We start from the raw sequence: 26,956 nt of genomic DNA on the forward strand, positions 1-26,956 counted from the left end.
GTGCAAGCGACCGCGCAGAGGCGATGAAGAGGGGGACGGTGTCGATGCTGGAGAAGGTGTTCGACAGCGAGAGCCTGCCGGTGCCGGACCGGGTCGAGGCCTGGCGGGACGTCACGGCAAGCGCCCTGATACCCAACGAGTTCACCATCGACCCCGCAGCTGAGTTCCGGGCCTCGCTCAGAGCCGCGGACCTGGGCGGGGCGCAGGTGACCGGCCTGACCTACGCGTCCATGACGTCACGACGGACACCGCGGCTGATCCGCCAGTCCGATCCCGAAATGTACGCCGTGGGGCTCATCCTCCGCGGACAGCAAGTCATGGTCCAGGACGGGTGCGAAGCGCGGCTGGGGGCAGGCGATCTCGTGGTGTACTCCACCTCCCGCCCCTACACGGCGGTCGTGGAGGCCGGGCGGGACCCGGCGGGCTCCGTAGTGGTACAGATCCCCCGGGTCATGGTCCCGGTGTCGTCGAGCCGCGTGGACCGGATACTGGCGGCCCGCATGTCAGGACGCGAAGGTGTCGGCGGCCTGCTCGCCGGCTTCCTCACCCACGCGGCCACCGACACCGTGCCCTGCCGGCCCGCCGACAGCCGGCGGCTCGGCAACGTCCTCGTCGGCCTGATCACCGCATGGCTGGCCCACCACCTGGACGCCGCGGACCAGACACCCGCCGAAACCCGCCGGCACATCCAGTTCCTGGAGATCGAGGACTTCATCAGCCGACATCTGGGCGACGCCGAACTCTCTCCCGCCACCGTCGCTGCCGCTCACCACATCTCGCTGCGGACCCTGCACCGCCTCTTCCACAACCATGCCCACGGTGCCACGGTCGCCTCCTACATCCGCCGGCAGCGGCTCGCACGCGCGCGACGCGACCTGGGCGACCCGCGCCTGTCCGGGCGACCTGTCCACGCGATCGCCGCCCGCTGGGGTTTTCCCCGCCCCGCCGACTTCACCCGGGCCTTCCGCACCATGTACGGCTGCACCCCCACCGAATACCGACACGGAGTGTTGCGCGCAGATGCCGGCGTCCATCGCCAAGCGCGTGGCACGCACTGCTATCCACACGCCGGCAGCACCTCGGAATGATCGGGCAAGGAAGAGATGCGCCGTGCACGGCGCATGCCCGTGACCCAGCCGCCCGCACTCGGCGGGCGGCACCGACAGCAGCAGGGGGAGAACATGAGACACGCACGCTGGAAGGCCGCCCTCGTCGCCGTATCCGCGGCCGGGATCCTCGCCTCGGGCGTCGCGCTGGCGCCCGCGGCCATCGCCGCACCCGCCCAGCAGGTCCCCACCCGGACCGTCGCCATCCAGGCCGTCAACAACCTCGGCCTCACCACCACCGAAGCCAAGAGTGTTCAGTGCTACGTCCGCGACGCCGGGTTCAGCCCCGGCGCGATCGACGGCCAGCTCGGCTACAACAGCTGGAGAGCCTGGCAGCTCTTCCTCAATGACCGCGGATTCAACGCCGGAAGGGTCGATGGCGACGTCGGCCCCAACACCATCCGCGGCCTCCAGCGCTTCCTCACCTACGTCGGCTACGACACCGGCGGCATCGACGGCATCGCCGGAACCAAGACCAGGGCCGCCTGGAAGGCCTTCTCCCACCTCGGCGGGGGCTGGTGCTGACCACCCGTCGCGCCGTACGACGGTAATCCGCGGCGTTCTCAAGGAAATGGCGCCGGCCGCTTCATGGCCGGCGTGGCCGGGTGTCCCCACCGTGCTCGAAGCTCGCGTCGCCGACCGGCAGTCTGCGGTTCCCGGTTCCGGTGACAGTGGTGGCGGCGGCTTCGAGCCGGCCGACGGCCCTGCCGTACGGTGACGGCGAGCGCGCCCCAGGCGGCGGGCCCCACGATGCCGTGCGCGGACAGCAGGTGTGCAGCGCGACGCGTCGGTGCCCCGGTTGCCGTTGCTCGTCAGCGGGAACGCGGCCTGGGGGAAGCGCACGTGAGTTGGCTCATGGCTCCTGGTTCACCTTCCTGACTGGAGGGCGCCCCAGGTGGCGGGGCCGGCGATGCCGTCGACGCTCAGTCCTCGCGAGGACTGGTAGTCGCGTACGGCCTGCGTGGTGCCCGAGCCGAAGACGCCGTCGATGGCCACCGTCCGGCCGAGCGCGGCGGTCAGGGCGCGCTGCAGACGGGTGACGGCCTCGCCCGTGGAGCCGCTCTGGAGGGTCGGGGTGGTGCCACGGGACAGCAGCGCGGTCCACGTCCTGGGCCCGACCGCGCCGTCCGCCGACAGACCTGTGCTGGACTGGAAGTTCCTCGCGGCGGCGGCGGTGTCGGGGCCGAAGGTGCCGTCCGGCGTGCCCGGGTCGTGACCGGCGGCCTTCAACAGGCACTGCGCCGCCTTGACCAGGTTTCCGGTCGAGCCGCTCTGAACGGTGGTGTACGCGATGAAGTCGAGGTTCACCCCGGTGCAGTTGGGCGGTTGCGGGGTGCCGGTGCCCACGTCGAGGTAGTCGCGGTCGATGTTGATCGAGTAGCCGCCGTAGGACTCGCTGACCTCGCCCGCGTACTGGTGGATGCGCTGGTGGTCGGACCAGTGGGTGGACGGCACGTAGGAACCGGTGTTGGTGTCGGCGGCGCCGTTCCACCACGCGTAGAAGATGTGGTCGACCCGCGTGTAGGCGCTGTTGCCGTACTCGCTCGCCGCGTCCCTGATGCCGGAGGCGGCGCTGGAGTAGAAGCCGGAAAGGTAACCGCTGCTGTGCAGCCGCTCCGTCCAGCCGGACAGGTAGGACAGCACGGCCGCCTTGCAGGAGGCCGTCGAGCTGTACGCCTCGATGTCGCTGTAGATGGCGCTGCCCGCCGGGATGCCGAGGTTCGACGCGGCGGTGATGGCACCGGCGGCCGCGGTGACGCCCTGGGACCTGGCCGTGGCGGGATCGGAGGACATCTTCAGGGAGTAACTGGTGCACGGCGCCTGGCGGCCGACGTCGATGGGGATCAGACGCCATCCGTTGTTCGTCTGGTTGGTCACCCAGCTCGCGGTGAGGTTCGGCTGGGCGCAGGCGCGGAAGGAACCGCTGATGTAGACGCCCACCGCGCTGTACGGCGAGCTGGACTGCCAGGCGTTCATGGCGGCTTGCGAAGGCGCGGCGCAGGCGTCGAATCCCTTGCCCAGGTAGCTGCCCGGTTGGGGTCCGGCCGCAGCCAGGGGAGCGGCGGCGTCTGACCGTTGTCCTGAACGAGGAAGTTCAGTGCGCTTGGCGCCTGCGGTGAGCTCGGCCGAGGCGAGCACGTCGCGCACCAGGCTCTCCGTGTTCGGGGTGTGGGCGGCGGTGACGAGGACCCCGGCGTCCTCGACCGCGATCTGGATGGTGTCGTTGTTCGACGCGGCGGAGGGGGCGGTGGCCTCGCCCCGCGGAGTCCGCGCGGTCGCCGCCGTCGCCTGGCCGGCCGAGCGGGCGGTGATGGGCTCGACGACGATGCCTGCCGTACGGCCGACGACTCGGGCGGGGCAGTCGTTCTGGTCGGCGGGCTCGCCCACGTAGACGGCGGGTCTGTCGAAGCGGAGGCAGGCGCGCGGGTTCTCGGCCAGATCGACCACCCGCCAGTGGGCGGGCACTTCGATGCGGTAGCCGTGGTAGGTCACGGTCTGCCGGTTCTCGGGTGCGGTATCCGCTGAGGCGGGGGCGGGGACGGCGAGCGCGCCGATACCGGCGAGCAGCGCCAGCAAGGCCGTGCCGGCGCGGGCGCGCCAGAGGGTGCGGGACGACATCAGGGCACTCCTACTCGGTGCGGGGAGAGGGAGGAAGAGTGGAGCGGCAGTGCTGCTCCGTGCCGGGGTGAAGTGGTGCGTGGCCAGGTACGGAAGGGCTGCTCCGTGGCCGGGAGAGAGCGGTGCGCGTGCCGGCGTGAAAGGCTTGCTCCGTGCCGGGACACGCGGTGTGCGTCGGATTCGCCGGTCAGACGCCGCTACTGGACGCGGACCAGGAGCGGCTGGTGCGCCTGTCCACGTGGGTGGGCTCGTCGTGGCGGGGGTAGCCCGGGCCGAAGATGCCGCCGAAGCCGTGGTGGCGGGCCCGCTGGGCGAGCTGGCAGAACGACGGGTCGCCGACCAGATCGGCGGCGTCACCGTACAAGTGCCGACTGTTCGAGGCGCCGCCCACCGCGCTGTTGCAGGCGTAGGACTTGGACTTGGCCGTTGCCGCACTGGCCGCGCCGCCGGAACAGGTGGAGTTGCACCCGTTGAGCTTGGTCCGCGGGCCGGGCCGACCCTGGCCGGCACACCACCCGCCATGGCAGACATGGGCATGACAATCACGCATGAGTCGAACCGTGCGTCTCAGCATCGCGCCTCCGCCTGAATCCTGGTGCCCCCCAAAGGGGTTGAGGCGAGTGTGGCGCCGTAGCCGGGTCGGCGTCCACACCGTCACCATCTGCCACAGGACCAGACCTCCGGCACAGACCGTGGACAGGCCCCCGGGGGAGGTGCTCCGGGTTGGGTGGGTGGTGTGTCGTGGGACCGTGGGGCCGGTTGGCCTCAGGCCCCGGCCGCCGCCTGCCTGTCGACGGAGAGACCCAGTCGGTCGGCCACGGTGGTCAGGGCCGTTCCGAGTCGGAGCGCGATGCGGGTGACGGCGTGCCGGTCGCCCCGGGTCGGGTCCCGGTTGACGATCAGTACCGGCTTTCCGGCCTGGGCCGCCTGACGGACGAACCGGAGCCCGGACATCACCGTCAGCGAGGAACCCAGGACCAGTAGCGAGGTTGCCTCGCCGACCAGCTCGCGGCAGTGCTCGACCCGCCGTGGCGGAACGTTCTCGCCGAAGAACACCACGTCCGGTTTGAGAATGCCGCCGCATGTCGTGCAGGGCACCACGCGGAAGTCCCCGACCTGCTCGTCGGTGAGGTCGGCGTCACCGTCCGGGTTGATTCCGGCGGCCACCGGCTCGAAGCCCACGTTGGCGTCCTCCAGCCGCCGGGCGAGTTCGCGGCGCGGGCTGAAGGCACGACAGGAAAGGCAGACGACCCGGTCCAGGCTGCCGTGGAGTTCCACGACGCCCTCGCTGCCGGCGGCCTGGTGCAGACCGTCGACGTTCTGAGTGATCACGCCCGAGAGCAGGCCCTGCCGCCCGAACGCGGCCACGGCCCGGTGCCCGGCGTTCGGGCGGGCGCGGCCGAAGGTGCGCCAGCCGAGGTGGCTGCGCGCCCAGTACCGGCGCCGGGCCTGGGTGCCGGCGGTGAAGTCCTGGTAGGTCATCGGGGTGTGCCGGCTCAGGCTCCCGCCCTCGCCCCGGTAGTCGGGGATGCCCGACTCCGTGGAGATGCCCGCCCCGCTGAGCACCAGCACACCGCCGGCCTTCAGCGCATCGACGACCGGCTCGAGATCCGTGGTGCCCGGCGGCAGGTCCTCGGCAGGGGTCCAGCTCAAGGTGGGGCGCATGCGCATGCCGTAAGGGTACGGAACAGGCTGCCTGCACTGGGTCCCCGTTTTTAAGTTAATTAGCAATTAATATTGACAGGTTTCGGGAGCCCGGCCACAGTTTCCGCCGTGGCACCGCCGCCCGCGCAATGACGGCGGGGTTGCCTTGTGGACCCCAACTCTCGGGAGAACTCAGTGACTTCGCATCGTGCAGGATTGGCGCGAGTGCGGCGTACCACGGTGGTGCTCGGCGCCGTGGTGCTGGTCGGGTCGGTAGTTCCCGCGGCACACGCCGGGGACGACCAGGGTGCGCCGCAGTACTACGACAGCGGCCTCGCCCCCACGCCGTACATGGGATGGAACACCTACTACGGGCTCGGCGCCCCGACGGAGGAACAGGTCAGAAAGGTCGCCGACCACCTCGTCAGCAGCGGTCTGCGCGACAGCGGCTACGACATCGTCTGGCTCGACGGCGGTTGGCAGGCCGACCAGCCGCGGGACCCGGAGACGGGCCGGCTCGTGGCCCATCCGACCCGCTTCCCCTCCGGCATACCTGCCCTGGTGACGTACCTTCACCAGCGGGGTCTCAAGGCCGGCATCTACACCGACGCGGGCGAGTACGACGGCGGCAAGTGGTGCGGCCTGGGCAGCCGTGGCCACTACGAGGAGGACGCCCGCCAGTTCGCCGGGTGGAAGGTCGACGCGATCAAGGTGGACTTCCTCTGCGGCATCGGCGCCGGGCTCGACCCGGAGCCGGCGTTCAAGGAGTTCAGCGAGGCCGTCGCCAAGTCCGGCCGCAAGATGCTGCTCAACCTGTGCAACCCGCTCACCGACGACTGGGGACTGCCGCACACCCCCGAGCAGGACGCGCACAACACGTTCGTCTACGGCCCCACCACCGCCGACTCCTGGCGCACCGGCACCGACATCGCCTTCGGCATCCCGAGCGCCGGGGAGTGGCCCAACGTCCTGCGCAACATGGACGCCAACGCCTGGCACCCCGAGGCGCAGGGGCCGGGCCACTGGAACGACCCGGACTACCTGATCCCGATGCGCAAGCTCGCCGACGGCGGCTACGAGCTGACGGAGGAGGAGTCCACCACGCAGTTCGTGATGTGGGCCGAGATGGCCTCGCCGCTGATCATCGGCAGCGACCCGCGCACCCTGCCGCAGTCGATGATCGACACCCTGCGCAATCCCGAGATCATCGCCGTGAACCAGGACCCGCTCGGCATCCAGGGCGCCCGGGTGGCGACCGACTCGGTCGGCGACGTGTACAGCAAGGTCCTGAAGGGCGCGGGCAAGCGGGCCGTGGTCCTGCTCAACCGCTCCGACCAGGCCCAGGAGCGCACCGTCCGGTTCTCCCACGCGGGGCTGACCGGCCCGGTCGCGGTGCGGGACCTGCGGGCCCGCGAGTCGCGCGGCACGCACACCGGCTCGTACACGGTGCGGGTCCCCGCGCACGGAACCGCCTTCCTCAAGCTGACCGGCACGGACGACGCCCCCGGTACGCGGCTGCCGGGACGCGCCTCCGCGAGTCCGGCGCTGGTGCGCGACGGTGACCGGCTGACGGTGTTCACCCGTGGCACCGACGGCGCGCTGCGCGCTCAGACCGCGCGCGGCGGTGACTGGTCCCGGGCCAGGACCACCGAGCTGGGCGGCCCGACGCGCGGCCGCATCCTCGGTCAGCCCGCCGCGTACGCCTCGTCCGGCGGCCGGATCGACGTCTTCGTCCGCGGCACCGACAACACCGCCTACCGGCGGGTCTACACGGACGGGCACTGGGGGCGCTGGCAGCGCCTGGGCGGAACGCTGACGGACGCGCCGACCGCGGCCTTCGCCGGCCCCGACGACTGGACGCTGTTCGCGCGCGGTGCGGACGGCAGCGTGCGGACGCGCGGCCCCGCCTCCGACTGGACCTCGCTGGGCGCACCGCAGGACCGGGCCTTCTACGGACGTCCGTCGGCCGTGGTCGACGACGCCGGACGGCTGCACGTGGCCGTGCGTACCCCCGACGACGCCGTGTGGTCGCGGACCCGGGACACCTCGGGCACCTGGTCCGACTGGACGGCGCTCGGCGGCACCATCAGCGGCAGTCCGACCCTGGTGGCCTCGGGCGGCACGGTCCATCTGTACGCGCGGGCCGGTGACTACACGCTCTGGCAGCGCAGTTGGACCGCGGTGGACGGCTGGGCCGGCTGGACCAAGAACCACGGCTTCGTCAGCGGAGTGTTCGACGGTGCGCTCGGTGCCGTAGCCGGGCCGGACGGTGGCGTGCTGGCCGCCTTCCGTGGAGTGGACGGCCGCGTCCACCAGACCGAGCTCTGACCTCCGTCGGTGTGCCTCCGGGCCTTGGAGTCGTCCGGGGGCACACCGACCGAAGAATAAATTAGTAATTAATCTTGACGGCGCCGGGGCCTCCGGGACAGGCTGTGCCTGCCGCACCCGGAGCCGGGCCGTCACAGGGCCTCAACTCCGTTTCATGGGCACAAGGGAGTGCACAGATGACCGCCTTCAACGCCACTCGCCGCCGGTTTCTCGTAGGAGCAGGTGCAGTCGGCGCCGGCGCGCTGCTCAGCGGCTGCGTCACCCAGAGCCCGTCCGCCTCCGGAGGAAAGTCCGGCGGACCGGTGACCCTGCAGTCCAACCTCTCCTCCCCGCAGGCGAAGACCGCGATGCAGGCCGTCGTCGCCGCCTACGCCGAGCGCGGCGGCGACGGGGCGCGGCTCAACACCGTCGCGGCGGAGACCTTCCGCACCCAGCTGCCGACCTACCTCACCTCGGCCAACCCGCCGGACGTCTACACCTGGTACCCCGGCTCCGTCGCCGAGTCGTACGCGAAGAAGGACCTGCTCCTCGACCTCGACGACATCTGGGAGCAGCCGGAGCTCGCCGGCTACTCCGACGCCCTGAAGAAGCTGTGCACCTCCGCGTCCAGCGGCAAGAAGGTCTTCGTGCCCACCAGTTACTACTGGTGGGGCATGTTCTACCGGAAGTCCAACTTCGCCAAGTGGGGCGTCCAGGAGCCCAGGACCTGGGACGAATTCCTCGACCTGTGCGACAAGCTCAAGAGCAAGGGCGTCGCCCCGATCGGGCTCGGCGCCGGCGGCGACACCCCCTGGGTCGCCTCCGCCTGGTTCGACTACCTCGACATCCGCGTCAACGGCGCCACGTACCACCGCGAACTCCTTGCCGGGAAGCACCGCTTCGACGACCCCGAGGTCCGCAAGGTCTTCGACCGCTGGGACGAGGCCCGCCCGTACTTCGACCCCAACGGCACGGCGATACCGTTCCAGGACGCCACCACCGCCCTCCTCCAGGGCCGCACGGGCATGATGCTCATCGGCACCTTCTTCGCCGACGCCGCACCCAAGGACGCCCTGGACGACCTGGACTTCTTCCAGTTCCCGATCATCGACCCCAAGGTGCCGGTCGCCGAGGAGGCGCCCACCGACGGCTACTTCGCCAGCGCCCGCACCAAGCGCGCCGACGGCGTCAAGGAGCTGCTGCGCTACCTGGCCGGCGCCGAGTCCCAGGAGCTCTACCTCAAGAACTCGTCCGGCACGGCGCTGCCCACACACCCGGACGCCAAGGACGCCGGCACCCCGCTGGTGCTCAAGGGCCGCAAGCTCATCGAGAGCGCCGAGGACGTCACCCAGTTCTTCAACCGGGACTCCAGCGACGCCCTCCAGCCCACCGCCGACACGGCGCTCGTGCACTACCTGGCCAAGCCCAAGGAGATCGGCTCCATCCTCACCACGTGGCAGCGCGGCGCCCAGAAGATCTGGAGCCAGTGACGATGGCGCTGATCGGCTCCGCACGACGGTCCAGGGCCACGCGGGTGCCCCCGGTGGTCCTGGCCTTCGTCCTCGTCCCGCTGCTCGCCGAGGCGTTCTGGGTCTTCTGGCCCGCGATGCAGGGCTTCTACCTGTCGCTGACCTCGTGGGACGGCCTGGCGGCGCCGACGTTCGTCGGCCTCGGCAACTTCAGCGAGATGCTGCACGACGCGGTCTTCCGCACCGCCGCGATCAACACGGTGCTGTGGCTGCTGCTCTTCGGCGGGCTCTCCGCCGTCCTCGGCCTCGGTGCCGCGCTGCTGCTCCAGCAGGAGCGGCGCGGCATCGGGTTCTACCGGGCGGCGCTCTTCCTGCCGGTGGTCTTCTCGCTGGTCGCCACCGCGCTGGTGTGGCAGGCCATGTACCAGCCGGAGGGCCTGATCAACAACGTGCTGTCGGCGGTCGGCCTCGACGGCTGGCGGCACGCCTGGCTCGCCGACCAGGACACCGCCTTCTACGCGGTGATCGTGCCCGCCCTGTGGCGCCAGGTCGGCTACGTCATGGTGCTCTACCTCGCCGGCCTCAAGGGCATCGACCCCGTGCTGTACGAGGCGGCCAAGGTCGACGGCGCGAGCCGCCTGCAGCAGTTCCGTCACATCACCCTGCCGCAGCTGCGCAGCGTCAACGCGGTCGTCCTGTCGGTCATCGTCATCGACTCGCTGCGCTCGTTCGACGTCGTGTGGGCGCTCACCCGCGGCGGCCCGTACCACTCCTCCGAACTGCTCAGCACCTACATGTACTCCACCGCGTTCCAGTCCCTGCGCCTGGGATACGGCTCCGCGCTCGCCGTCGTCATCTTCGTGCTCGCCTTCGGCGTCATCGCGAGCTACCTCGTGCGCGCCTTCCGGGAGGCCGACTGATGACCGCCACCCACACCTCCGCACACGCCGGCAAGGACCCCGGCACGGATCGCGCGGCCGCGCGGCCCGCACCCCGCCGGCCCGCCGCCCGCGGCCGCGCCCTGCGCACCACCGGCTTCCACGTCTCGGCGGGCCTGCTGTCCGCCCTGTGGCTGCTGCCGATCGCACTCGTCCTGGTCACGAGCACCCGCACCTTCGACGACATCGCCGCCCACGGCGTCGGCAGTTGGCCGCGCTCCTTCACCATGGACGGCTTCCGCCAGGCCTGGGTGGACGGCGGCCTGCAGCAGGCCCTGACCAACAGCATGCTCGTCACCGTCACCACCGTGCTGCTCTCGCTCGGCCTCGCCTCCATGGCGGCGTTCGCGCTCAGCCGCTACGACCTGCCCTTCCGCCGCGTGCTGCTGCTGCTCATGCTCGGCGGCAACCTGCTGCCCCCGCAGATCCTGCTGATCCCGGTGTCCAAGCTCAGCGAAGTGCTCGGGATCTACGACCGGCTGTACGCGCTCGTCGGCGTGCAGGTCGGCTTCGGCGTCGGCTTCTACGTCTTCGTCCTGCACGGCTTCATGCGGGCGATCCCCGGCGAGATCCAGCAGGCCGCCGTCATCGACGGCGCCAGTCCCTGGCAGATCTACTGGCGGATCATCCTGCCGCTGGCCCGCCCCGCGCTCGCCGCGCTGAGCGCGCTGTCGTTCACCTGGATCTTCAACGACCTGTTGTGGGCCATCACGGTGCTGCGCACCGACACCCAGATGCCCATCACCGCCTCCCTCATCGGACTGCAGGGCCAGTACGTGTCCATGTGGAACATCATCGCCGCCGGCTCCGTGATCGCCGCCGCCCCCACCGTGGCCGTCTTCCTCGCCTTCCAGCGCCACTTCGTGGCCGGACTGAACCTCGGAGCCGTCAAGTGACCGCGCACGACCGGTGGCTGCTGCGCACCGACACCACCACCTACGCCGTCACCCTCGGCGGCGACGGCCGCTGGGCCGAGCTCGCCGCCTGGGGCCCGCACGGCGCCGAAGAGGGCCCGTCGCCGATGGACTGGTCGCGCCGCACGCACTTCCTGACCCCCGCCGACGCCAGCCCGGCCGAGTACATCCCGTACGGGCTGCGGCCGTTCACCGGCGCCGACCTGATCGCCCAGCGAACGGGCGGCGAACGCGGCAGCTGGTGGCGGTTCACCGGCGCCACGCAGGACGGCGTCCACGCACTGCGTCTGGACTTCACCGACTCCGTCCTCGGCCTGCGGGCGACGCTGTGCTACGAGACGGTGCCCGGCACCGATGTCCTCCTGCGCTGGACGGAGCTGACCTGCACCGGGGACAGCGAACTGCGCCTGGAGCGCTTCGACTCGGCCGCCGTCAACGTGCCGGTCCAGGGCGGCGCCCGTCTGACGTACCTGGCCGGCCAGTGGTCGCAGGAGTTCCAGCTCCATCACCTTCAGCTGGACCGGGGGCGCTTCGAGATGGAGAGCATCCAGGGCTCCGCCGGGCACGCGTACCACCCCTGGCTCGCGATCCAGGACGCCGCCGCCCCGGCAGAAGGTTCCACCCCCACCTACGGCATCGCCCTGGAGTGGTCCGGAAACTGGCGGATCACCGCCGACGCCGAGCCCGGCGGCTCCGTGCGGGTGCGCGCCGGCCGGGTGCCGCACGAGGGCGCGGTCCGGCTCGCCCCCGGCGCCACCCTCGTCACGCCACGGCTGGCCTGCGCGTTCAGCCCCGACGGCCTCGACGGGCTGGCCCGCGTGTGGCACCGCTACGAACGCCGGCTCGCCGGCGAGCGCATGGACCGGCCCCGCAAGGTGCTCTACAACTCCTGGGAGGCGACCGGCTTCGACGTCGACGCCGACGGACAGCTGGAGCTCGCCAAGACAGCCGCCGAGCTGGGTGCCGAACTCTTCGTCGTCGACGACGGCTGGTTCACCGGGCGCCACGACGACACCGGTGGCCTCGGCGACTGGGAGCCGGACCCGGCCGAATTCCCCGGCGGATTCGACCACTTCATCGACCAGGTCAGGGCTCTCGGCATGGACTTCGGCCTCTGGGTCGAGCCCGAGGGCATCAGCCCCGGCTCGCGGCTCCACGCCGAACACCCCGAGTGGGTCTACCGGATCGACGGCCGCCCCGCCACGCTCGTGCGCAACCAGCTCCTGCTCGACCTCGGCCGCCCGGACGTCCAGGACTTCGTCATCGGCACCCTCGACCGGCTGCTCGGCTCCCACGCCATCAGCTATCTGAAGTGGGACATGAACCGGCCGCCCACCGAGCGCGGCCGCCCCGGCCGTCCGCCGGGCGACGACCCGGAGCGGCAGGATCTCGACGCCGCCCACGTCGCCGGCTACCTGCGCGTCCTGGACCACCTGCGCGCCGCCCACCCCCACGTCACCGTCGAAGGCTGCGCCGGTGGCGGCGCACGCATCGAGCACGCCACCCTCGCCCGCACCGACGTGGTGTGGCCCAGCGACAACACCGCCCCCATGGACCGGCTGCGCATCCAGTACGGCTACCTCCACGCCCACGCCCCGCACACCATGAGCTCCTGGGTCACCGACGCCCCCGGCGTCTTCGACCCGCGGCCGCGCTCGCTCGCCTTCCGGTTCGTCACCTCTCTCACCGGCGTCCTCGGCATCGGCGCGGACATCCGCGCATGGACCCCGGAGCAGCGTGCCGAGGCCGCCGAGTGGATCGCCCGCTACAAGGGGATCCGCGACGTCGTCCACCACGGCGAGCTCCACCTCCTGGGCGGCCCGGCGGATCCGACCTGCGGCGTCCAGTACGAGGAACCCGGTGGTGGCCGTCTGGTGGTGGCCGCCTGGAACACCGGCCCGCTCGACGGTGCGCCACTCGTGCCCGGTCGGGCCGCCCGGCTGCGGCTGCGCGGCCTCGATCCCGGTGCGGTCTACACCGACGAGGACTCCGGCACCCGCTACAGCGGCGCCTATCTGCTTCACTCGGGCCTGCCGTTCGCCTGGACCGCCGCACACGACGCGGAGTTGGTCGTCATGGCCAGGCAGTGACGTCAGGGCAAGAATCGAAGCCCCCACCTCTCGACAGGAGACGACCCACCCCATGAACCCAGCGGCCCGCTTCACCAACCGCGTCGCCGTCGTCACCGGCGCCGCCTCGGGCATCGGTGCGGCCACAGCGGCACGCCTCGCAGCCGAGGGCGCGGCCGTGGTCCTCGCCGACGTCGCCGCCGACCGCGGCGAGGAGACCGCCGCACGGCTGCGCAAGGACGGTGCGCGCGCCCTCTTCGTCACCGCCGACGTCGCGCGCGAGGACGACTGGCAGCGGGTGATGACCGCCGCCCGCACCTTCGGGCCCGTGGGCGTCCTGGTCAGCAACGCGTTCACGGTGGAGGTCGCGCCCGCCCACGAGACGAGCCTCGCCTCCTGGGAGCGGCAGCTGTCGGTCAACCTCACCGGCGCCTTCCTCGGCTTCAAGGCGGCACTGCCCGACCTGCGCGAACACCGGGGCGCCGTCGTGCTCGTCTCCTCCGTCCACGCCCACCGGGGCATTCCCGGCCACCCCGCGTACGCGGCGAGCAAGGGCGCCCTGCTGTCACTGTGCGGCCAGCTCGCCGCCGAGTACGGACCGGATGTACGCGTGAACGCCGTGCTGCCCGGGCCGATCCTCACCGCCGCATGGGACCGGGTGCCGCAGCACGACCGCGAACAGAGCATCGCCGAAACCGCGGCCCGCCGCTTCGGCACCCCCGAGGAGGCCGCAGCGGCCGTCGCCTTCCTCGCCGCCGACGAAGCCTCCTACATCACCGGATCGAGCCTGCTCGTGGACGGCGGCTGGAGCGTGGTGAAGGCATCCGCCTGACGGCACCACCCCTTCAGTCACCGACCGACCAGCAAGAAAGGCAACACACATGACGCCATACGCGCGCCGCGGAGTGCACGGGCAGACCGTGGAAACGCTCGCCCGCCGGGTGCTCAGCGGCGAGATCCCCGAGGGAGCGACGCTCGACATGGCGGCCCTGCAGAGCGAACTCGACGTCAGCCTGACAGCCCTGCGCGAATCGCTGAAGGTCCTCGCGGCCAAGGGCATGGTCGACGCCCGGCAGAAGCGCGGCACCTTCGTCCGGCCCCGCTCCGACTGGAACCTGCTCGACGCCGACGTCCTGCGCTGGCAGTTCGCCGAGAGCAGCGACACCGGCGCCGACCCCGCCCTGCTGCGCAACCTCGGCGAGGTGCGCGGCATCATCGAACCCGCCGCCGTGCGGCTGGCCGCGGCCCGCCGCACCGACGTCGACCTGGCGGCACTGGAGGCGGCGCTGGAGGCCATGGGCCAGGAGGGCGGCGCGAGCCACGCCGTCGAGTCCGACCTCGCCTTCCACCGGGCCCTGCTCGCGGCCACCCACAACGAACTGCTGGAACGCATGGAGATGGTCATCGAGTCGGGCCTCGCCCAGCGCGACCGGCTCGTGCACAGCGCCCCGCACAGCGAGGACCCCGTACCCAGCCACCGCGCCGTCCTCGACGCCGTACGGGACCGGGATCCGGACGCCGCCGAGCGCGCCATGCGTGCCCTGCTCGACCAGGCGACGCGCGACCTCGACAAGGTCAGCGGCCCGCAGGGGCCGGAGGGTGCGGACGGCTTCGCCGAGGAGAAGGACGGCCGGACAAAGTGAAGATCGAGCGTGTCGAGACCTTCCTCGTCCCGCCCCGCTGGCTGTTCTGCCGGATCGAGACCGACGACGGCGTCGTCGGCTGGGGCGAACCGGTGGTCGAGGGCCGGGCAGAGGTGGTGCGGGCCGCCGTCGACGTCCTGGCGGAACATCTGATCGGCCAGGATCCGCTGCGCATCCAGGACCACTGGCAGGTGCTGAGCAAGGGCGGCTTCTACCGGGGCGGGCCGGTGCTCTCCAGCGCCGTGGCCGGCATCGACCAGGCCCTGTGGGACATCGCGGGCCGCACCCTCGGCGTACCGGTGCACACCCTGCTCGGCGGGCCCGTCCGCGACACGGTCCGGGTGTACGCCTGGGTCGGCGGCGACGAACCCGCCCACCTCAAGGACGAGGTCGCCGCCCAGGTCGCGGCGGGCTTCACCGCCGTCAAGATGAACGCCGCCGGGCGCACGCCACCGCTCACCAGCCCCGCCGAGACGGCCGCCGTCGTCGAACGGGTCGCGGCGGCCCGTGAGGCCCTCGGCCCGCACCGCGACGTCGCCGTCGACTTCCACGGCAGGTTCAGCGCCGCGAACGCGCGCCGCGTGCTCCACGAGATCGCCCCGCTGCACCCGCTGTTCGTCGAGGAACCCGTCCTTCCCGACCAGGCACACCTGCTCCCGGGGCTGGTCGCCTCCTCGTCCGTCCCTCTCGCCACCGGCGAACGGCTCTACGGACGCGGCGACTTCCTCCCGGTGCTCACCGCGGGTATCGCCGTGGCCCAGCCGGACCTGTCGCATGCCGGCGGGATATCGGAGGTCACCAGGATCGCCTCGCTCGCCGAGACCTTCGGGGCCCATCTGGCACCGCACTGCCCGCTCGGGCCGATCGCACTGGCCGCAAGCCTCCAGGTCGCCTTCGCCACGCCCAACTTCCTGATCCAGGAGCAGAGCCGCGGCATCCACTACAACAAGGAGGCCGACCTCCTGTCCTACGTGGTCGACACCGAGCCCTTCCGCTTCGTCGACGGCCAGGCGCACCGCACCCCAACGCCCGGACTCGGCATCACCGTCGACGAGGACGCCGTCCGCGCCGTCGACCGGGCAGGCCACGCCTGGCGCAACCCCGTCTGGCGGCACGCCGACGGCTCCTTCGCCGAATGGTGAGCGGGACCCGGCTGCCGGTGTCCGTCGTCACCGACCCGGAACTGGGCGGCCGCTGGACCTCGCTGACCGCCGGCGACCGCGAGTGGCTCTGGCACCGCGACGAGCCCCGCCGCGCCCACGTCCGGCCCGCCGACGCCTTCGCCGACGCCGGGGGACTGGAGGAGTGCGTGCCCACGGTGCGCGGGTTCCCCGACCACGGGGACGCCTGGTCGCGGCCGTGGCGGCGGTACGGGGACCTGGACGTCGTGGACTGCCCCGACTTCCGCCTGACCCGCCGTATCCGCGACGACGCGGGATCGGCCGTCGCCGACTACACGCTCACCGCCGAGCCGGGTTACCGCTTCGTGTGGGCCGCACACGCCCTGCTGGACCTGTCCCCGGCCGCCCGGATCGGCATCGGCGAACCGGCGGTGGCCCGGCTCTACCCGGACGAGGGTGCGGGCTGGGTCACCGGTACCTGGCCGCGCGTCGACGGCATCCCGCTGGACCGGCTCGGCCCGGACGACGGGACCGCCGTGGGCGCGGTGGTGCTCACCCCGCGGGTGTCCGTGCACGACGGCACCGACACGCTGCACCTGTCCGTCGAGGCCGAGGGGCAGCCGGTCGCGGTCGCCCTGTGGCGCAACCTGGGCGGCTTCCCGCAGGACGAGCCGTACCGCTCGATCGGCGTCGAGCCGATGCTCGGCCGCGTCTTCGACCGAGCGGTGGCCGACCACGGCGACACGGCCGTCGTGCCCGCATCCGGCGAGGTCACCTGGCGCCTCACCGTCACCGCGACCCGATACGCCTGACGCACCCGCCAGCAGACCCGATATGCCTGACGCACCGGCCAGCAGACCCGATATGCCTGACGCACCGGCCAGCAGACCCGATATGCCTGACGCACCGGCCAGCAGACCCGAACGCCTGACGCACCGGCCAGCAGACCCGAACGCCTGACGCACCGGCCAGCAGACCCGAACGCCTGACGCACCGGCCAGCAGACCCGATATGCCTGACGCACCGGCCAGCAGACCCGAACGCCTGACGCACCGGCCAGCAGACCCGAACGCCTGACGCACCGGCCAGCAGACCCGATACGCCTGACGCACCCGCCAGCAGACCCGAACGCCTGACACACCCGCCACCAGACCCAGTACGCCTGACACACCCGCCACCAGACCCAGTACGCCTGACGCACTCACCACCAGACCCGACACACCTGACACACCCGCCACCAGAAGGGATGCCGGATGGACCCGCTCGCCGCGCTGCGCGACCGCCGACTGCTCGCCATCGTCCGCGGCAACGACCCGGACGCCGCGCTGACCACCGTGCTCACCCTCGCCGACGAGGGCATCGACCTCGTCGAGGTCTCCCTCACCGGGCGCGACGCGCTCGACGTCATCGCCCGGGCCCGCGCCGCGCTCGGTCCTGACGCGCCCCTCGGCGCCGGCACCGTCCTCACCGCCGACGACGCGCGGGCCGCCCACAAGGCGGGTGCCGCCTTCCTCGTCACCCCGGCGGTCAGCGACGGCATAGCCACCGGCCGGGAGCTCGGACTCCCGGTGCTCGCCGGTGTGATGACCCCCACCGAGGTCCTCCAGGCACTGCGGCTCGGCGCCGACGCCCTCAAGCTCTTCCCGGCCGGCAGCGCCGGCGGCCCCGGCTACGTGCGCGACCTGCGCGGCCCCTTCCCCGACCTGCCCTTCGTGCCCGTCGGGGGAGTGGACGCCCGTGCCGCCGCCGACTATCTGCGGGCCGGCGCCACCGCCGTCGGCGTCGGCTCGCCCCTGATCGGCGACGCCGCCGAGGGCGGCAGCGTCGACGCCCTGCGTGAGCGGGCTCGTGCCTTCCTGGACGTCGTACATGGGGAGGCCCGCCCGTGACCGCGCCCGCCCCGGGGGTTCTAGGGACCGACCGCCTCGAACTCGGCGAGGGCATCCGCTGGACGGACGGCCGCGCCGTGCTGACCGACATCCTCACCGGTCGGCTCCTCTCCGCCCCCGCCGACCCGGCCGAGCCCTTCACCCTGATCGCCCAACTGCCGTGCCCTCTGGGCGCGGTGGCCCCCATCGAGGGCAGTCCCGGCCACTGGATCGCGGCGGCGGGCACCGGCATCTGCCGCATCGACCCCACCGGTCACGTCGACTGGATCGCCCGCCCCGAGGACGACGCCCCGGTGCCGATGCGGATGAACGACGGCGTCGCCGACCCCCACGGCCGCTTCTGGGCGGGCAGCATGGCCTACGAGGCCACCGAGGACGCGGGCTCCCTCTACCGCGTGGACCGTGACGGCCGTGTCACCCGCGTCCTGCGCGACATCACGATCCCCAACGGGCCGGCCTTCACGGCCGACGGCACCCTCATGTACCTCACGGACAGCGCCCGCGGCGCCATCCGGCGGTATCCCGTCGACCCGGTGAGCGGCGAACTGGGCCCGCCCGAACCCTTCGTCACCCTCCGCTCCGGCAGCCCCGACGGCATGACCACCGACGCCGAGGGCGGCCTGTGGACCGCCGTCTGGGGCACCGGGCAGCTCCACCGCTACCACCCCGACGGCAGCCTCGACCGGATTGTGGACCTGCCCGCCGACCAGCCCGCCGGACTCTGCCTCGGCGGACCGGACGGCCGCACCCTCCTGGTCACCAGCGCGTACATCGGCCTGCCCGCCCCCGGCCCCTTCGACGGCGCCGTCTTCGCCGTCCGCGTGGACGTGCCCGGCCCACCGGCCGCCCCCTACCGCCCGGCGCATTCCGCGGGCCTCGCCGACACACCCTAGGAACCCTGGACGTGCCCGGCGCACGGGCCGCCCCCCGATCGCCCGCACCTCGCCGCCCCCGCCAACACCCCTAGGAACCCACCATGAACACCCCCCGGCCGCTGCGCCCCGGCCCCGTGGTCTGCGTCGGCGAGACCATGGCCGCCCTCGCGCCCGACCCCCTCGGGCCGCTGGACGATGCCGAGTTGCTGCGCGTCGACATCGCGGGCGCCGAGTCGAATGTCGCCCTCTACCTCGCCGACCACGGCATCCCCGCCCGATGGGTCTCCGCGGTCGGCGACGACCCCTTCGGACGGCGCGTCCGCGCGCGGATCGCCGCGGGCGGCGTCGACGTCAGCGGTGTCCGAACCGACCCGGACCGTCCCACCGGGCTGCTCCTCAAGGACCCGGGCGAGCGCGGCACCCGCGTGCACTACCACCGCCGAGGATCCGCCGCCTCGGCCCTCACCCCCGACCTGCTCGACGACCCGGCCGTGAGCGGCGCCGCGCTGCTCCACCTCAGCGGCATCACCCCCGCCCTGTCGCCCGGCTGCCACGCCCTCGTCGAACGGGCGCTGCGCCCCGCCCGCCCGTGGCCCGTCAGCTTCGACGTCAACCACCGCCCCGCGCTGTGGACCGGCCGCTCCGCCGCCGACGTCCTGCGGCCGCTCGCCGACCGGGCCGACATCGTGCTGGTCGGCCTCGACGAGGCCCAGGCCCTGTGGGGAGAGGCCCTGACCGGCGCCCGCGCGGTCCGCGATCTCCTGCCGGGTCCCCATGTGCTCGTCGTCAAGGACGGTGCCCGTGCGGCCACCGCATTCGTCGGGGCGGACGCCCACAGCGTGCCGGCCCTCGCCGTCCGCGTGGCCGAACCGGTCGGCGCCGGCGACGCCTTCGCCGCCGGATTCCTCACCGGCCTGCTGCGGGACCTTCCCGTGGAACGGGCCCTGCGGCTGGGCCACCTGACCGCGGCTTCGGCCCTCCGGGTCGCCGGTGACCACGGCCCCCTGCTCGCCCCCGACGTCATCGCCACGCTGCTCGCCGCCGACGACGAGACATGGCGCGCGGCCGACATCGACTGAATCCCCGCCGAGCCGACGGCGGTGACTGCGGTTCCTTCCGCGCGTCGACGCCGAGCTCGGACTCCAAGCCGTACCGGAGGCGGCCCAAGCGGCCCCCTTTCGACGGCGTGCAGGAGCCGTCATCCGGGTTGCGGCAACACCCGAGGGTCTTGGAATTACTCCTCCCCGCGCTCCCCGGTTGCTGCGATCGGGCGACGCGCGGCATGTGGAGCGTCGGCTGTCAAAGCTTCGGCACCATGCTGAACGGCATGCCTCAACAGCTGGGCCGGGTGTCGCCGTGCCGCCGTGGTTACCCCTTCCCGTCCACCCCGGTCGGCGGCCCGTCACGCCGCCGGGCCCGGGTACCCGGCCGGGCAGTCGTCGTCTCCGCCCTCCTCGGCCTGCTTGCCTTCCTGGCCCCCGCCCTCACCCCGGTCGGCTTCACCGGCCGGGCGGCGACCGGTCCGCAGGCCGCCGCCGCGGCCACCGTCGGCCATGACTCCGGCACGGCCCTGGCCGGGTTCATGATCCAGTCGACCGCCCGCGTGAAGGACCCGGCGGCCGAGGTGTCCCACCCCGGCTATCCGACGAAGGGCTGGTACCAGGCCGGCCCTCGCTCCACCGTCCTCGCCGCCCTGCTGGCGGCCGGCGTCTACCCCGACCCGTTCCACTCCACCAACCAGAAGCTGATCCCCGCCGCCGAGTTCACGGTCCCGTGGTGGTACCGGTCCGACTTCTCGGTCGACGACAGCCGGGCAGGTCGTACGTATCTCGACTTCAGCGGGGTGACCTCTGCCGCCGATGTCTTCGTCAACGGCCGGCAGGTCTCGACGGCGAAGAAGGTGGCGGGCACCTACACCCACCACGAGCTGGACATCACTGCTCTGATCCGGCCGGGCACCAACACGGTCGCCTTCCGCGTCCAGCCCAACGACCCGCGCAAGCACCTCACCGTGGGCTGGCTCGACTGGCTGCAGCCGCCACCGGACCGGAACATGGGCATCCTCCGCGACGTCGTCGTCCGCCGCGGCGGCCCGGTGGTCCTCCGCGACGCCCACGTCGTCACCGACCTGGCCGTGCCGTCGCTGGCCTCCGCCGACCTGACCGTCAAGGCCCGCCTGCGCAACGACTCACCCGACACCGTCACGGCGCGCCTCTCCGGCACCGCCGGACCCGCAGCCCTCGGCCGACAGGTGAGGCTGGCGCCCGGCGAGAGCCGGACCGTGGTCTTCTCCCCGGCCGACCACGCCGACCTCCATGTGCCTTCGCCACGCGTATGGTGGCCCGCCGGGATGGGCGAGCAGCCCCTGTACGACCTCGACCTGGCCGTTACGGTCGACGGGGTCACCTCCGACACCGCACACACCGCCTTCGGCATCCGTGACGTGCAGGCACCGATCAATGCCGACGGTGCGCGCCAGTACCGGATCAACGGCCGTCCGCTGCTGATCAAGGGCGCGGGCTGGTCCCCCGACGAGTTCCTGCGCTGGGACCCCGTCTACGCCGAGGACCGCATGCGCTACGTCCGTGACCTGGGCCTGAACACACTGCGCCTGGAAGGCCACCTCGAGCCCGACGAGTTCTTCGACCTCGCCGACCGGTACGGAATCCTCACGATCGCCGGCTGGGAGTGCTGCAACAAATGGGAAGGTGAGGTCAACCCGGCGGAGTCCGGGGAGAAGTGGGACGCGGCCGACCACGCGGTCGCCCAGGCGTCGATGGCCGCCGAGGCGGCCCGGCTGCGCCACCACCCCAGCGTGATCTCGTTCCTGATCGGCAGCGACGCGGCGCCCAACGCCAAGATCGAGTCGGGATACCTCAAAGCGCTGCAGGCGGCCGACTGGAAGGTGCCCGTGATCCCTTCCGCCTCCGGGAAGTCGACCCCCGTCATCGGCCGCTCCGGGATGCGGATGACCGGCCCCTACGACTGGGTGCCGCCCGGCTACTGGTACGACAAGCGTGAAGGAGGAGCCACCGGCTTCAACTCCGAGACCAGCGCCGGCCCCAGCATCCCCACCCTCGACACACTGCGGCGGATGATGACCCCGGCCGAGCTGGAGACTCTCTGGAAGCAGCCCTCCGCTCCCCAGTACCACCGCTCTCCCTCATCCACGTTCTCGACGCTCAAGCTGTACAACGCCGCGCTCGCCGGCCGCTACGGACGCCCGACCGACCTCGGCGACTACGTGCGCAAGGCCCAGCTCGCCCAGTACGAGAACGTCCGGGCGCAGTTCGAGGCGTACTCCCGCAACGCCAAGGACAAGACCAGGCCCGCGACCGGCTTCATCTACTGGATGCTCAACAGCGGCTGGACCTCCCTCCACTGGCAGCTCATCGACCGCTACCTCGATCAGAACGGGGCCTACTTCGGCGCGAAGAAGGCCAACGAGCCCCTCCACATCCAGTACGGCTACGACAACCGCTCTGTGAGCATCGTCAACAACCGCCCCACGGCCGCCTCCGGGTTGAACGCCCGGGTCACGCTCTTCAACACCGACGGGACCAAGAAGTACGACCGCACGGTGACCGGTGTCGACGTCGAAGCCCGCGGCGTGACCACCACCTCGCTGACCCTCCCCGCCACGGTCCCCGGCCTGGGCCGGACATACCTGGCCCGGCTGCTGCTCACCGACACCACCGGCCGGGAACTGGGCCGCAACGTCTACTGGCTCTCCACCCGCAACGACGTCCTCGACTACGCGAAGACCGACTGGTACTACACCCCCACCACCTCCTACGCCGACCTGACGGGACTGAACTCGATGCCGCAGGTCGCCTTGGACGTGACGGCCACAACGAAGGCGACCAGGGCCGGTACATCGACGACGACCGTGACCCTGCGCCACCCGGGCACCACGAACGCCCCCGTTCTGCTCGCCGACGTCGACCTGGTCTCCGCGGACGGGACGACCCCCATGCTGCCCGTCCGCTGGAGCGACAACCAGATCAGCCTGTGGCCGGGCGAATCGTCGACTCTGGTGGCCTCCCACAGGACAGTCGACCCGAACCACACCCCACGCGTACGTGTCTCCGGATGGAACGCCCGGGCCGTCACCGTCCCGTCCAGCTGACGATGCGGCATCACACACCAGTCAGCCTCGGGAGGCCGTGCCGACTCGTCGAGCAACTCGCTCACTTGAGGCCGCTGAGCATCACGCCGCGGATGTAGTACTTCTGCAGCAGCAGGAAGGGGATCAGGACCGGCAGGACGCTCAGGACGAGACCGGCCATGACGATCGGCATCGTGCGGGTGGGGTCCACGTAGTCCTGAAGGAACTGGATGCCGACGGGCAGGGTCATCACGTCCGGGTTGGCGGTCGAGATGAGCAGCGCCCAGATGTACTCGTTCCAGGCGTGGACGAAGGTCAGCAGACCGAGCGTCAGCACGACCGGCCTGGTCTGCGGCACGACGATCCGCCACCACACGGCGAACTCGCCGGCACCGTCGATGCGCGCGGCCTCCAGGACCTCGTCCGGGATCGAGACCATGAACTGGCGCATCAGGAAGATTCCGAAGCCGTTGACGAGGAACGGCATGGCGAGCGCCGCGATGCTGACCGTCAGGCCCGCACCGCCGCGCCCGAACAGGTCGTTGCCGCCCGCCAGTGGCCAGTGCACCAGGATCAGGAAGTGCGGGATGAAGAAGAGGAACGGGGGGAACATCATCGTCGACAGCACGAGCCGGAAGATCAAGTTCCGTCCGGGGAAGCGGAGTTTGGCGAGCGCGTAGCCGGCGAGCGACGACGTCAGCAGCACCGACCCGGTGATCACGGCGGTTGCGATGACGCTGTTGCGGAAGAGCACCGGCAGATCCAGCTGGTCGATCGCCGCCCGGTAGTTCGAGAGGTCGAACGCCTCGGGCAGGAACCGGTACGGCAGCGTGCCGGCCTCACCGGCCCCCTTGAACGACGTCATCACCATGTCGAGGAACGGCACCACCGTGAGCACGGCGCCGGTCACGACCACCAGATACGACCACCACGGGAAACGGCGGCGGATCATGCGTCCTCCCCCTTGCGCCGGAAGATCCACAACTGCACCAGCGTGATCACGAGGACCACCACGAACAGGACGAAGGCGGCGGCGCTCGCAGGGCCCCAGTGGCCGTACGAGAAGGCCTGCCGGTACATCTCCAGGGCAGCCACGTTGGTCGCGTCACCCGGCCCGCCCTTGGTCATCACGATGATCAGCGCGAACGACTGCAGGCCGCTGATGAGCTGGGTGACGCACACGAGCAGCAGGGACGGCCGCAGCAGCGGCAGTGTGATCTTCCAGAAGACGGTGACCGGCCCGGCGCCGTCGAGCGCCGCGGCCTCGTAGTACGACTCGGGAATGGACTTAAGCCCGGCGGTCAGCACGAGGATCGCCGAGCCGACCGAGGCCCAGGCATGGACGACCACGACCGAGGGCAGCGCGGTGGCCGGGTCCTGGAGGAAGGCCACCGAGGCGAATCCGAGGGCGTTGAGGACGCCGTTGACGAGGCCGCCCGGCTCGTACATGTACTTCCACACGTTGCCGACGGCGACGACGGTCGTCACGATCGGCAGGAAGTACAGGGTGCGCCACAGCCCCTGGAACCGCAGGTTGTCGATGCAGGTGGTGACCACCACGGAGCCGGCGAGCGCGAGGACCACGGTGCCCAGGGCGAACAGCAGCGTGTTGGTGAGGATCGGCGCCAGGAACGTCGATCCGTCCGCGAACAGGCCCGTGAAGTTGTCCAGGCCGACCGGTTGGATGCCGCCGAGGTCGAACCCTGCCCAGCGGGACATCGACAGCAGCAGCGCGAAACCGAGCGGCAGGATCAGGAAGACGGCGAAGAACAGCAACGACGGCGCCAGGAAGAGATAGGCGACGACGGCCTGGCGGCGCCGGGCCCGGGCGCGGCCGTCGACGGCGGTCCCGGCGGAGCGCGTGCCCGGTGCCGCCCGCTCGGTCGTAGCCGGTGTCAGCGCGTCTACGTTCACCATGAGCGCGCCACCTCTCGATCGACCTGGCGGCGGGTCGTGCGCAGTGCCTGGTCGACCGACTGCTGGCCGGTCCAGAGCGCCTCGATGTTCTTGCGCAGCAGCGATTTGGCCTGCTGTGCGCCGGGCACGTTCGGTTCCGGCACCGAGTACGCCAGCGCGTCCAGGAAGGGGCCCAGGTTCGCGTCGCTGTGCGAGCCCAGGAGCGTGCGCATGTCGTCGGCGCGGCCGGTGAGGGACCCGGCCGAGACCTGTAGGGAACTCATCCGGGTCGCTGTCCCGCCCTTCATGGCCCTTTTGACGATCACTTTCTCGGCGTTGAGCCAGCGCAGGAACTCCCAGGCCGCGCGCGGGTGCTTGCTGGCCGCGTTGACCCCCAGCATGAAGCCGGTGGAGAGCGTGGCGCGCTTGCCGTCCGCCTCGGGGAGGGGCAGCGGCGCGACGCCGACGTCGCGGTAGTCCTTGCCCATCAGGGCCTTCAGGCTCCCTGTCCACCAGCCGCCGCTGACCACCATGGCCACCTGCCCGGACCGGAACGCCTTGTAGACGTTGACGCCGGGGGCGCTCGCACCTCTGTCGACGAGGCGGTGCTCCAGCTCGAACACGGCTCGTCCGGCCGGTGAGTCGATGGTGGTGCTCCTGCCGTCCTCGGAGACGAACCTGCCGCCGGCGGCGTTGAGCAGGGCGAGTGTCTGTCCGACGGTGGTGGAGTCGTCGGCGGTCGACAGCCCGAAGCCCTGGACCAGTGTGTTGCCGTATCGGTCACGCCTGGCGGTGCGGTAGGCGGTCTCCTCCAGCTCCCGCCAGGTGCGTGGCGGGCCGTCGATACCGGCTTCGCGCAGCAGCCGCTTGTTGTAGTAGAGGGCGTACGTCTGCACCTCGGTGGGGTAGCCGTAGACCTTGCCGCCCACCGAGGCGGCGTCGACCGCGGCTTCGCTGTAGCCGCGGGTGATCTCCTCGGCGTGCTCCCGCGGAGCGGGCCGCAGAACGCCGGCCTGCACCAGCTGGCCGTTCCACAAGCAGTACGGGTGGAGGATGTCGGCGCCCTGGCCCGCGGCCTGCCGGACCATGAACGTGGTCAGCAGGTCGGTGAACTCGACGGCCTTGGTCCGCACTTTGACCCGGTCGTGGCTGTCGTTCCACTCGTCGACCGGGGCCTGTAGGGCCTCCTTGAGGACCCCGCTCGCGTAGTGGGAGAGCAGGGTGAGGACGATCGGGTCCCCGGGCCGCCCGGTGCCCTGATGCGGCGCGGCGCATCCGGAGGTGAGCAGCGCCGAGGGGAGGCCAAGCGCGAAGTGACGGCGGCTCAGGCCGCTGGTGCGGTGTGCCGGCGTCATCCGGCGACTTCCCGGCGCATCACGCGGAACACGCGGGTCGTGGTGAAGCCGGTCTTGCGGTACATGTGGCCCGCCGGGGACTGCGCGCCGGTCCACAGGAACCACGCGGAGTGCGCGCGGCGCGCCCGCATCCTCTGAAGGACGAGGTGCAACAGGACCTCGCCGAGCCCGAGGCCGCGCATCTCCTCCAGCACGCCGATCGGACCGAACCGCTCGTCCACCGCGTCGAACGCGCCGTGCATCGCCCAGCCGACCATGCGGCCCGAAGGGTCCCGGACGACGACGATCCGGTCGAGCGGCGTGCCCGTGGCCAGACATGCCCGGATCGTGCACGCCCAGTCCGGACCGAAGTGGCTCCCGGCGAGCGCGAACAGATCCACCAGGTCGTCGTCGGACGGGGTGGCGAACCGGTAGCCCCGCGCCGTCAGTTCCTCCACGCGGCGCGCGACGTCCTGCGGGAACCGATAGCCCACCAGGCCACGATCCATGGCCTCCGCCTCGTACAGCGTGCGAAAGCCCACGGACTCCAGGAGCCGGGCCGCTTCCGGGTACGTCCCGGCGTCCAGGCCGGGCAGGACGTAGTTCGGGGTGTACGAGGAGAAGTCCACCCGGGTGCGGCCGTGGCCGTGCAGCCAGTCGAGGGCGTCGGCCAGCAGCCGGCGGCCGAGACCGCGCCCGCGGGCGGCCGGGTCGACGAAGAAGAACGGGATCCAGCCCTGCTCCGGCTCCAGGTCGGTGCCGGTCATCGGCGTCAGACGGCGCACCGCGTAGGCCGCACCGACGACACAGTCCCCCTCGACGGCGACCCGAAGACCCTCCGGATCGAAGTTGGCGTCGAGCAGCACCAGGGAGCGGAAGCGGTCCGCGGTGACGGGGTCGGCCGGCGCACTGCGCCGCCACACCTCCACCACCTGTGGTCCGTCGCCCGCGCGAAAGCCGCGGATGTCGGCCCGGGATGTCGTCGTGCGATCGGTCATCGGCGAGGTTGTCCTTCCATACGCCG

21 protein-coding genes and 1 pseudogene are annotated in these 26,956 nt (G+C 71.7%); 15 read left to right on the plus strand and 7 right to left on the minus strand.

What is annotated here, in order from left to right; genetic code table 11:
• Positions 1-44 precede the first annotated feature (44 nt).
• Positions 45-1,088 carry an AraC family transcriptional regulator gene (locus tag I2W78_RS39115; RefSeq protein ID WP_196465505.1) on the plus strand — a complete coding sequence of 348 codons (1,044 nt, stop codon included), beginning with the start codon at positions 45-47 and terminating at the stop codon, positions 1,086-1,088.
• Between the two features lie 93 nt (positions 1,089-1,181).
• Complete coding sequence (locus I2W78_RS39120; protein ID WP_196465506.1) at positions 1,182-1,631, plus strand: peptidoglycan-binding domain-containing protein; 450 nt, start codon at positions 1,182-1,184, stop codon at positions 1,629-1,631.
• A gap of 342 nt (positions 1,632-1,973) precedes the next feature.
• On the opposite strand, the gene I2W78_RS39125 is transcribed toward I2W78_RS39120, so the two are convergent.
• The 3 genes and pseudogenes from I2W78_RS39125 to I2W78_RS39135 all read right to left on the minus strand — a co-directional run bounded on the left by I2W78_RS39125 (position 1,974) and on the right by I2W78_RS39135 (position 5,396).
• A complete protein-coding gene (locus tag I2W78_RS39125) occupies positions 1,974-3,725 on the minus strand; it encodes a glycoside hydrolase domain-containing protein (protein WP_196465507.1) in 1,752 nt (583 codons plus the stop codon).
• A gap of 187 nt (positions 3,726-3,912) precedes the next feature.
• A pseudogene (locus I2W78_RS40935) lies at positions 3,913-4,203 on the minus strand (D-Ala-D-Ala carboxypeptidase family metallohydrolase); the annotation flags it as partial.
• 287 nt (positions 4,204-4,490) lie between these two features.
• Positions 4,491-5,396 (minus strand): NAD-dependent protein deacetylase, encoded by a 906-nt coding sequence (locus tag I2W78_RS39135; protein ID WP_196465509.1) that lies wholly within the window; start codon positions 5,394-5,396, stop codon positions 4,491-4,493.
• A 198-nt stretch (positions 5,397-5,594) separates the two neighbouring features.
• Here I2W78_RS39135 and I2W78_RS39140 point away from each other — a divergent pair, with 198 nt between their 5' ends.
• From I2W78_RS39140 to I2W78_RS39200, 13 genes are all read left to right on the plus strand, one after another.
• The gene (locus I2W78_RS39140; protein ID WP_307784052.1) at positions 5,595-7,697 is read left to right on the plus strand and encodes a glycoside hydrolase family 27 protein; all 2,103 of its coding nucleotides are present in this window, start codon (positions 5,595-5,597) and stop codon (positions 7,695-7,697) included.
• A 176-nt stretch (positions 7,698-7,873) separates the two neighbouring features.
• Positions 7,874-9,166, plus strand: coding sequence for an ABC transporter substrate-binding protein (locus I2W78_RS39145; protein WP_196465511.1), 1,293 nt, complete (start codon positions 7,874-7,876; stop codon positions 9,164-9,166).
• Between the two features lie 2 nt (positions 9,167-9,168).
• On the plus strand, positions 9,169-10,065 hold the full coding sequence (locus I2W78_RS39150) for a carbohydrate ABC transporter permease (protein WP_196465512.1): 897 nt from the start codon (positions 9,169-9,171) through the stop codon (positions 10,063-10,065).
• Positions 10,065-10,979 (plus strand): carbohydrate ABC transporter permease, encoded by a 915-nt coding sequence (locus I2W78_RS39155; protein WP_230887100.1) that lies wholly within the window; start codon positions 10,065-10,067, stop codon positions 10,977-10,979. Before I2W78_RS39150 ends, I2W78_RS39155 begins: the two co-directional genes overlap by 1 nt.
• Complete coding sequence (locus I2W78_RS39160; RefSeq protein WP_196465513.1) at positions 10,976-13,087, plus strand: alpha-galactosidase; 2,112 nt, start codon at positions 10,976-10,978, stop codon at positions 13,085-13,087. Before I2W78_RS39155 ends, I2W78_RS39160 begins: the two co-directional genes overlap by 4 nt.
• 52 nt (positions 13,088-13,139) lie before the next feature.
• Positions 13,140-13,898, plus strand: a complete 759-nt coding sequence (locus tag I2W78_RS39165) for an SDR family NAD(P)-dependent oxidoreductase (protein WP_196465514.1) — start codon at positions 13,140-13,142, stop codon at positions 13,896-13,898.
• Between the two features lie 49 nt (positions 13,899-13,947).
• The gene (locus tag I2W78_RS39170) at positions 13,948-14,709 is read left to right on the plus strand and encodes a FadR/GntR family transcriptional regulator (protein WP_196465515.1); all 762 of its coding nucleotides are present in this window, start codon (positions 13,948-13,950) and stop codon (positions 14,707-14,709) included.
• Entirely contained in the window at positions 14,706-15,851 is a 1,146-nt protein-coding gene (gene dgoD, locus I2W78_RS39175) for a galactonate dehydratase (RefSeq protein WP_196465516.1), read from the plus strand. Before I2W78_RS39170 ends, dgoD begins: the two co-directional genes overlap by 4 nt.
• A complete protein-coding gene (locus I2W78_RS39180) occupies positions 15,845-16,642 on the plus strand; it encodes a hypothetical protein (protein WP_196465517.1) in 798 nt (265 codons plus the stop codon). Before dgoD ends, I2W78_RS39180 begins: the two co-directional genes overlap by 7 nt.
• A gap of 441 nt (positions 16,643-17,083) precedes the next feature.
• Positions 17,084-17,719 carry a bifunctional 4-hydroxy-2-oxoglutarate aldolase/2-dehydro-3-deoxy-phosphogluconate aldolase gene (locus I2W78_RS39185; protein ID WP_196465518.1) on the plus strand — a complete coding sequence of 212 codons (636 nt, stop codon included), beginning with the start codon at positions 17,084-17,086 and terminating at the stop codon, positions 17,717-17,719.
• Positions 17,716-18,612: an SMP-30/gluconolactonase/LRE family protein gene (locus I2W78_RS39190; RefSeq protein WP_196465519.1), complete on the plus strand. Its 897-nt coding sequence runs from the start codon at positions 17,716-17,718 to the stop codon at positions 18,610-18,612. Before I2W78_RS39185 ends, I2W78_RS39190 begins: the two co-directional genes overlap by 4 nt.
• Positions 18,613-18,695: 83 nt before the next feature.
• On the plus strand, positions 18,696-19,673 hold the full coding sequence (locus I2W78_RS39195) for a sugar kinase (RefSeq protein ID WP_196465520.1): 978 nt from the start codon (positions 18,696-18,698) through the stop codon (positions 19,671-19,673).
• Positions 19,674-19,921: 248 nt separating this feature from the next.
• Positions 19,922-22,723, plus strand: a complete 2,802-nt coding sequence (locus tag I2W78_RS39200; protein ID WP_196465521.1) for a glycoside hydrolase family 2 protein — start codon at positions 19,922-19,924, stop codon at positions 22,721-22,723.
• Between the two features lie 61 nt (positions 22,724-22,784).
• Here I2W78_RS39200 and I2W78_RS39205 read toward each other — a convergent pair whose 3' ends face one another.
• From I2W78_RS39205 to I2W78_RS39220, 4 genes are read right to left on the minus strand one after another with little or no spacing between them, the layout of a single operon-like run.
• Positions 22,785-23,654 (minus strand): carbohydrate ABC transporter permease, encoded by an 870-nt coding sequence (locus tag I2W78_RS39205; protein ID WP_196465522.1) that lies wholly within the window; start codon positions 23,652-23,654, stop codon positions 22,785-22,787.
• The gene (locus tag I2W78_RS39210; protein ID WP_196465523.1) at positions 23,651-24,619 is read right to left on the minus strand and encodes a carbohydrate ABC transporter permease; all 969 of its coding nucleotides are present in this window, start codon (positions 24,617-24,619) and stop codon (positions 23,651-23,653) included. The genes I2W78_RS39205 and I2W78_RS39210 overlap by 4 nt, the downstream gene beginning before the upstream one ends.
• Entirely contained in the window at positions 24,613-25,953 is a 1,341-nt protein-coding gene (locus I2W78_RS39215) for an ABC transporter substrate-binding protein (protein WP_196465524.1), read from the minus strand. The genes I2W78_RS39210 and I2W78_RS39215 overlap by 7 nt, the downstream gene beginning before the upstream one ends.
• Entirely contained in the window at positions 25,950-26,930 is a 981-nt protein-coding gene (locus tag I2W78_RS39220; RefSeq protein WP_196465525.1) for a GNAT family N-acetyltransferase, read from the minus strand. The genes I2W78_RS39215 and I2W78_RS39220 overlap by 4 nt, the downstream gene beginning before the upstream one ends.
• Positions 26,931-26,956: the final 26 nt, after the last annotated feature.

Origin of the sequence: Streptomyces spinoverrucosus (assembly GCF_015712165.1) — a bacterium.
In the GTDB taxonomy this organism is placed as follows: domain Bacteria; phylum Actinomycetota; class Actinomycetes; order Streptomycetales; family Streptomycetaceae; genus Streptomyces; species Streptomyces spinoverrucosus_A.

Bases quoted from the DNA above. Each gene is read 5' to 3' on its own strand.
- I2W78_RS39115 (WP_196465505.1), top strand. From the start codon at position 45: ATGCTGGAGAAGGTGTTCGACAGCGAGAGCCTGCCGGTGCCGGACCGG.
- I2W78_RS39120 (WP_196465506.1), top strand. From the start codon at position 1,182: ATGAGACACGCACGCTGGAAGGCCGCCCTCGTCGCCGTATCCGCGGCC.
- I2W78_RS39125 (WP_196465507.1), bottom strand. From the start codon at position 3,725: ATGTCGTCCCGCACCCTCTGGCGCGCCCGCGCCGGCACGGCCTTGCTG.
- I2W78_RS39135 (WP_196465509.1), bottom strand. From the start codon at position 5,396: ATGCGCATGCGCCCCACCTTGAGCTGGACCCCTGCCGAGGACCTGCCG.
- I2W78_RS39145 (WP_196465511.1), top strand. From the start codon at position 7,874: ATGACCGCCTTCAACGCCACTCGCCGCCGGTTTCTCGTAGGAGCAGGT.
- I2W78_RS39150 (WP_196465512.1), top strand. From the start codon at position 9,169: ATGGCGCTGATCGGCTCCGCACGACGGTCCAGGGCCACGCGGGTGCCC.
- I2W78_RS39155 (WP_230887100.1), top strand. From the start codon at position 10,065: ATGACCGCCACCCACACCTCCGCACACGCCGGCAAGGACCCCGGCACG.
- I2W78_RS39165 (WP_196465514.1), top strand. From the start codon at position 13,140: ATGAACCCAGCGGCCCGCTTCACCAACCGCGTCGCCGTCGTCACCGGC.
- I2W78_RS39170 (WP_196465515.1), top strand. From the start codon at position 13,948: ATGACGCCATACGCGCGCCGCGGAGTGCACGGGCAGACCGTGGAAACG.
- I2W78_RS39180 (WP_196465517.1), top strand. From the start codon at position 15,845: ATGGTGAGCGGGACCCGGCTGCCGGTGTCCGTCGTCACCGACCCGGAA.
- I2W78_RS39185 (WP_196465518.1), top strand. From the start codon at position 17,084: ATGGACCCGCTCGCCGCGCTGCGCGACCGCCGACTGCTCGCCATCGTC.
- I2W78_RS39195 (WP_196465520.1), top strand. From the start codon at position 18,696: ATGAACACCCCCCGGCCGCTGCGCCCCGGCCCCGTGGTCTGCGTCGGC.
- I2W78_RS39200 (WP_196465521.1), top strand. From the start codon at position 19,922: ATGCCTCAACAGCTGGGCCGGGTGTCGCCGTGCCGCCGTGGTTACCCC.
- I2W78_RS39205 (WP_196465522.1), bottom strand. From the start codon at position 23,654: ATGATCCGCCGCCGTTTCCCGTGGTGGTCGTATCTGGTGGTCGTGACC.
- I2W78_RS39210 (WP_196465523.1), bottom strand. From the start codon at position 24,619: ATGGTGAACGTAGACGCGCTGACACCGGCTACGACCGAGCGGGCGGCA.
- I2W78_RS39215 (WP_196465524.1), bottom strand. From the start codon at position 25,953: ATGACGCCGGCACACCGCACCAGCGGCCTGAGCCGCCGTCACTTCGCG.
- I2W78_RS39220 (WP_196465525.1), bottom strand. From the start codon at position 26,930: ATGACCGATCGCACGACGACATCCCGGGCCGACATCCGCGGCTTTCGC.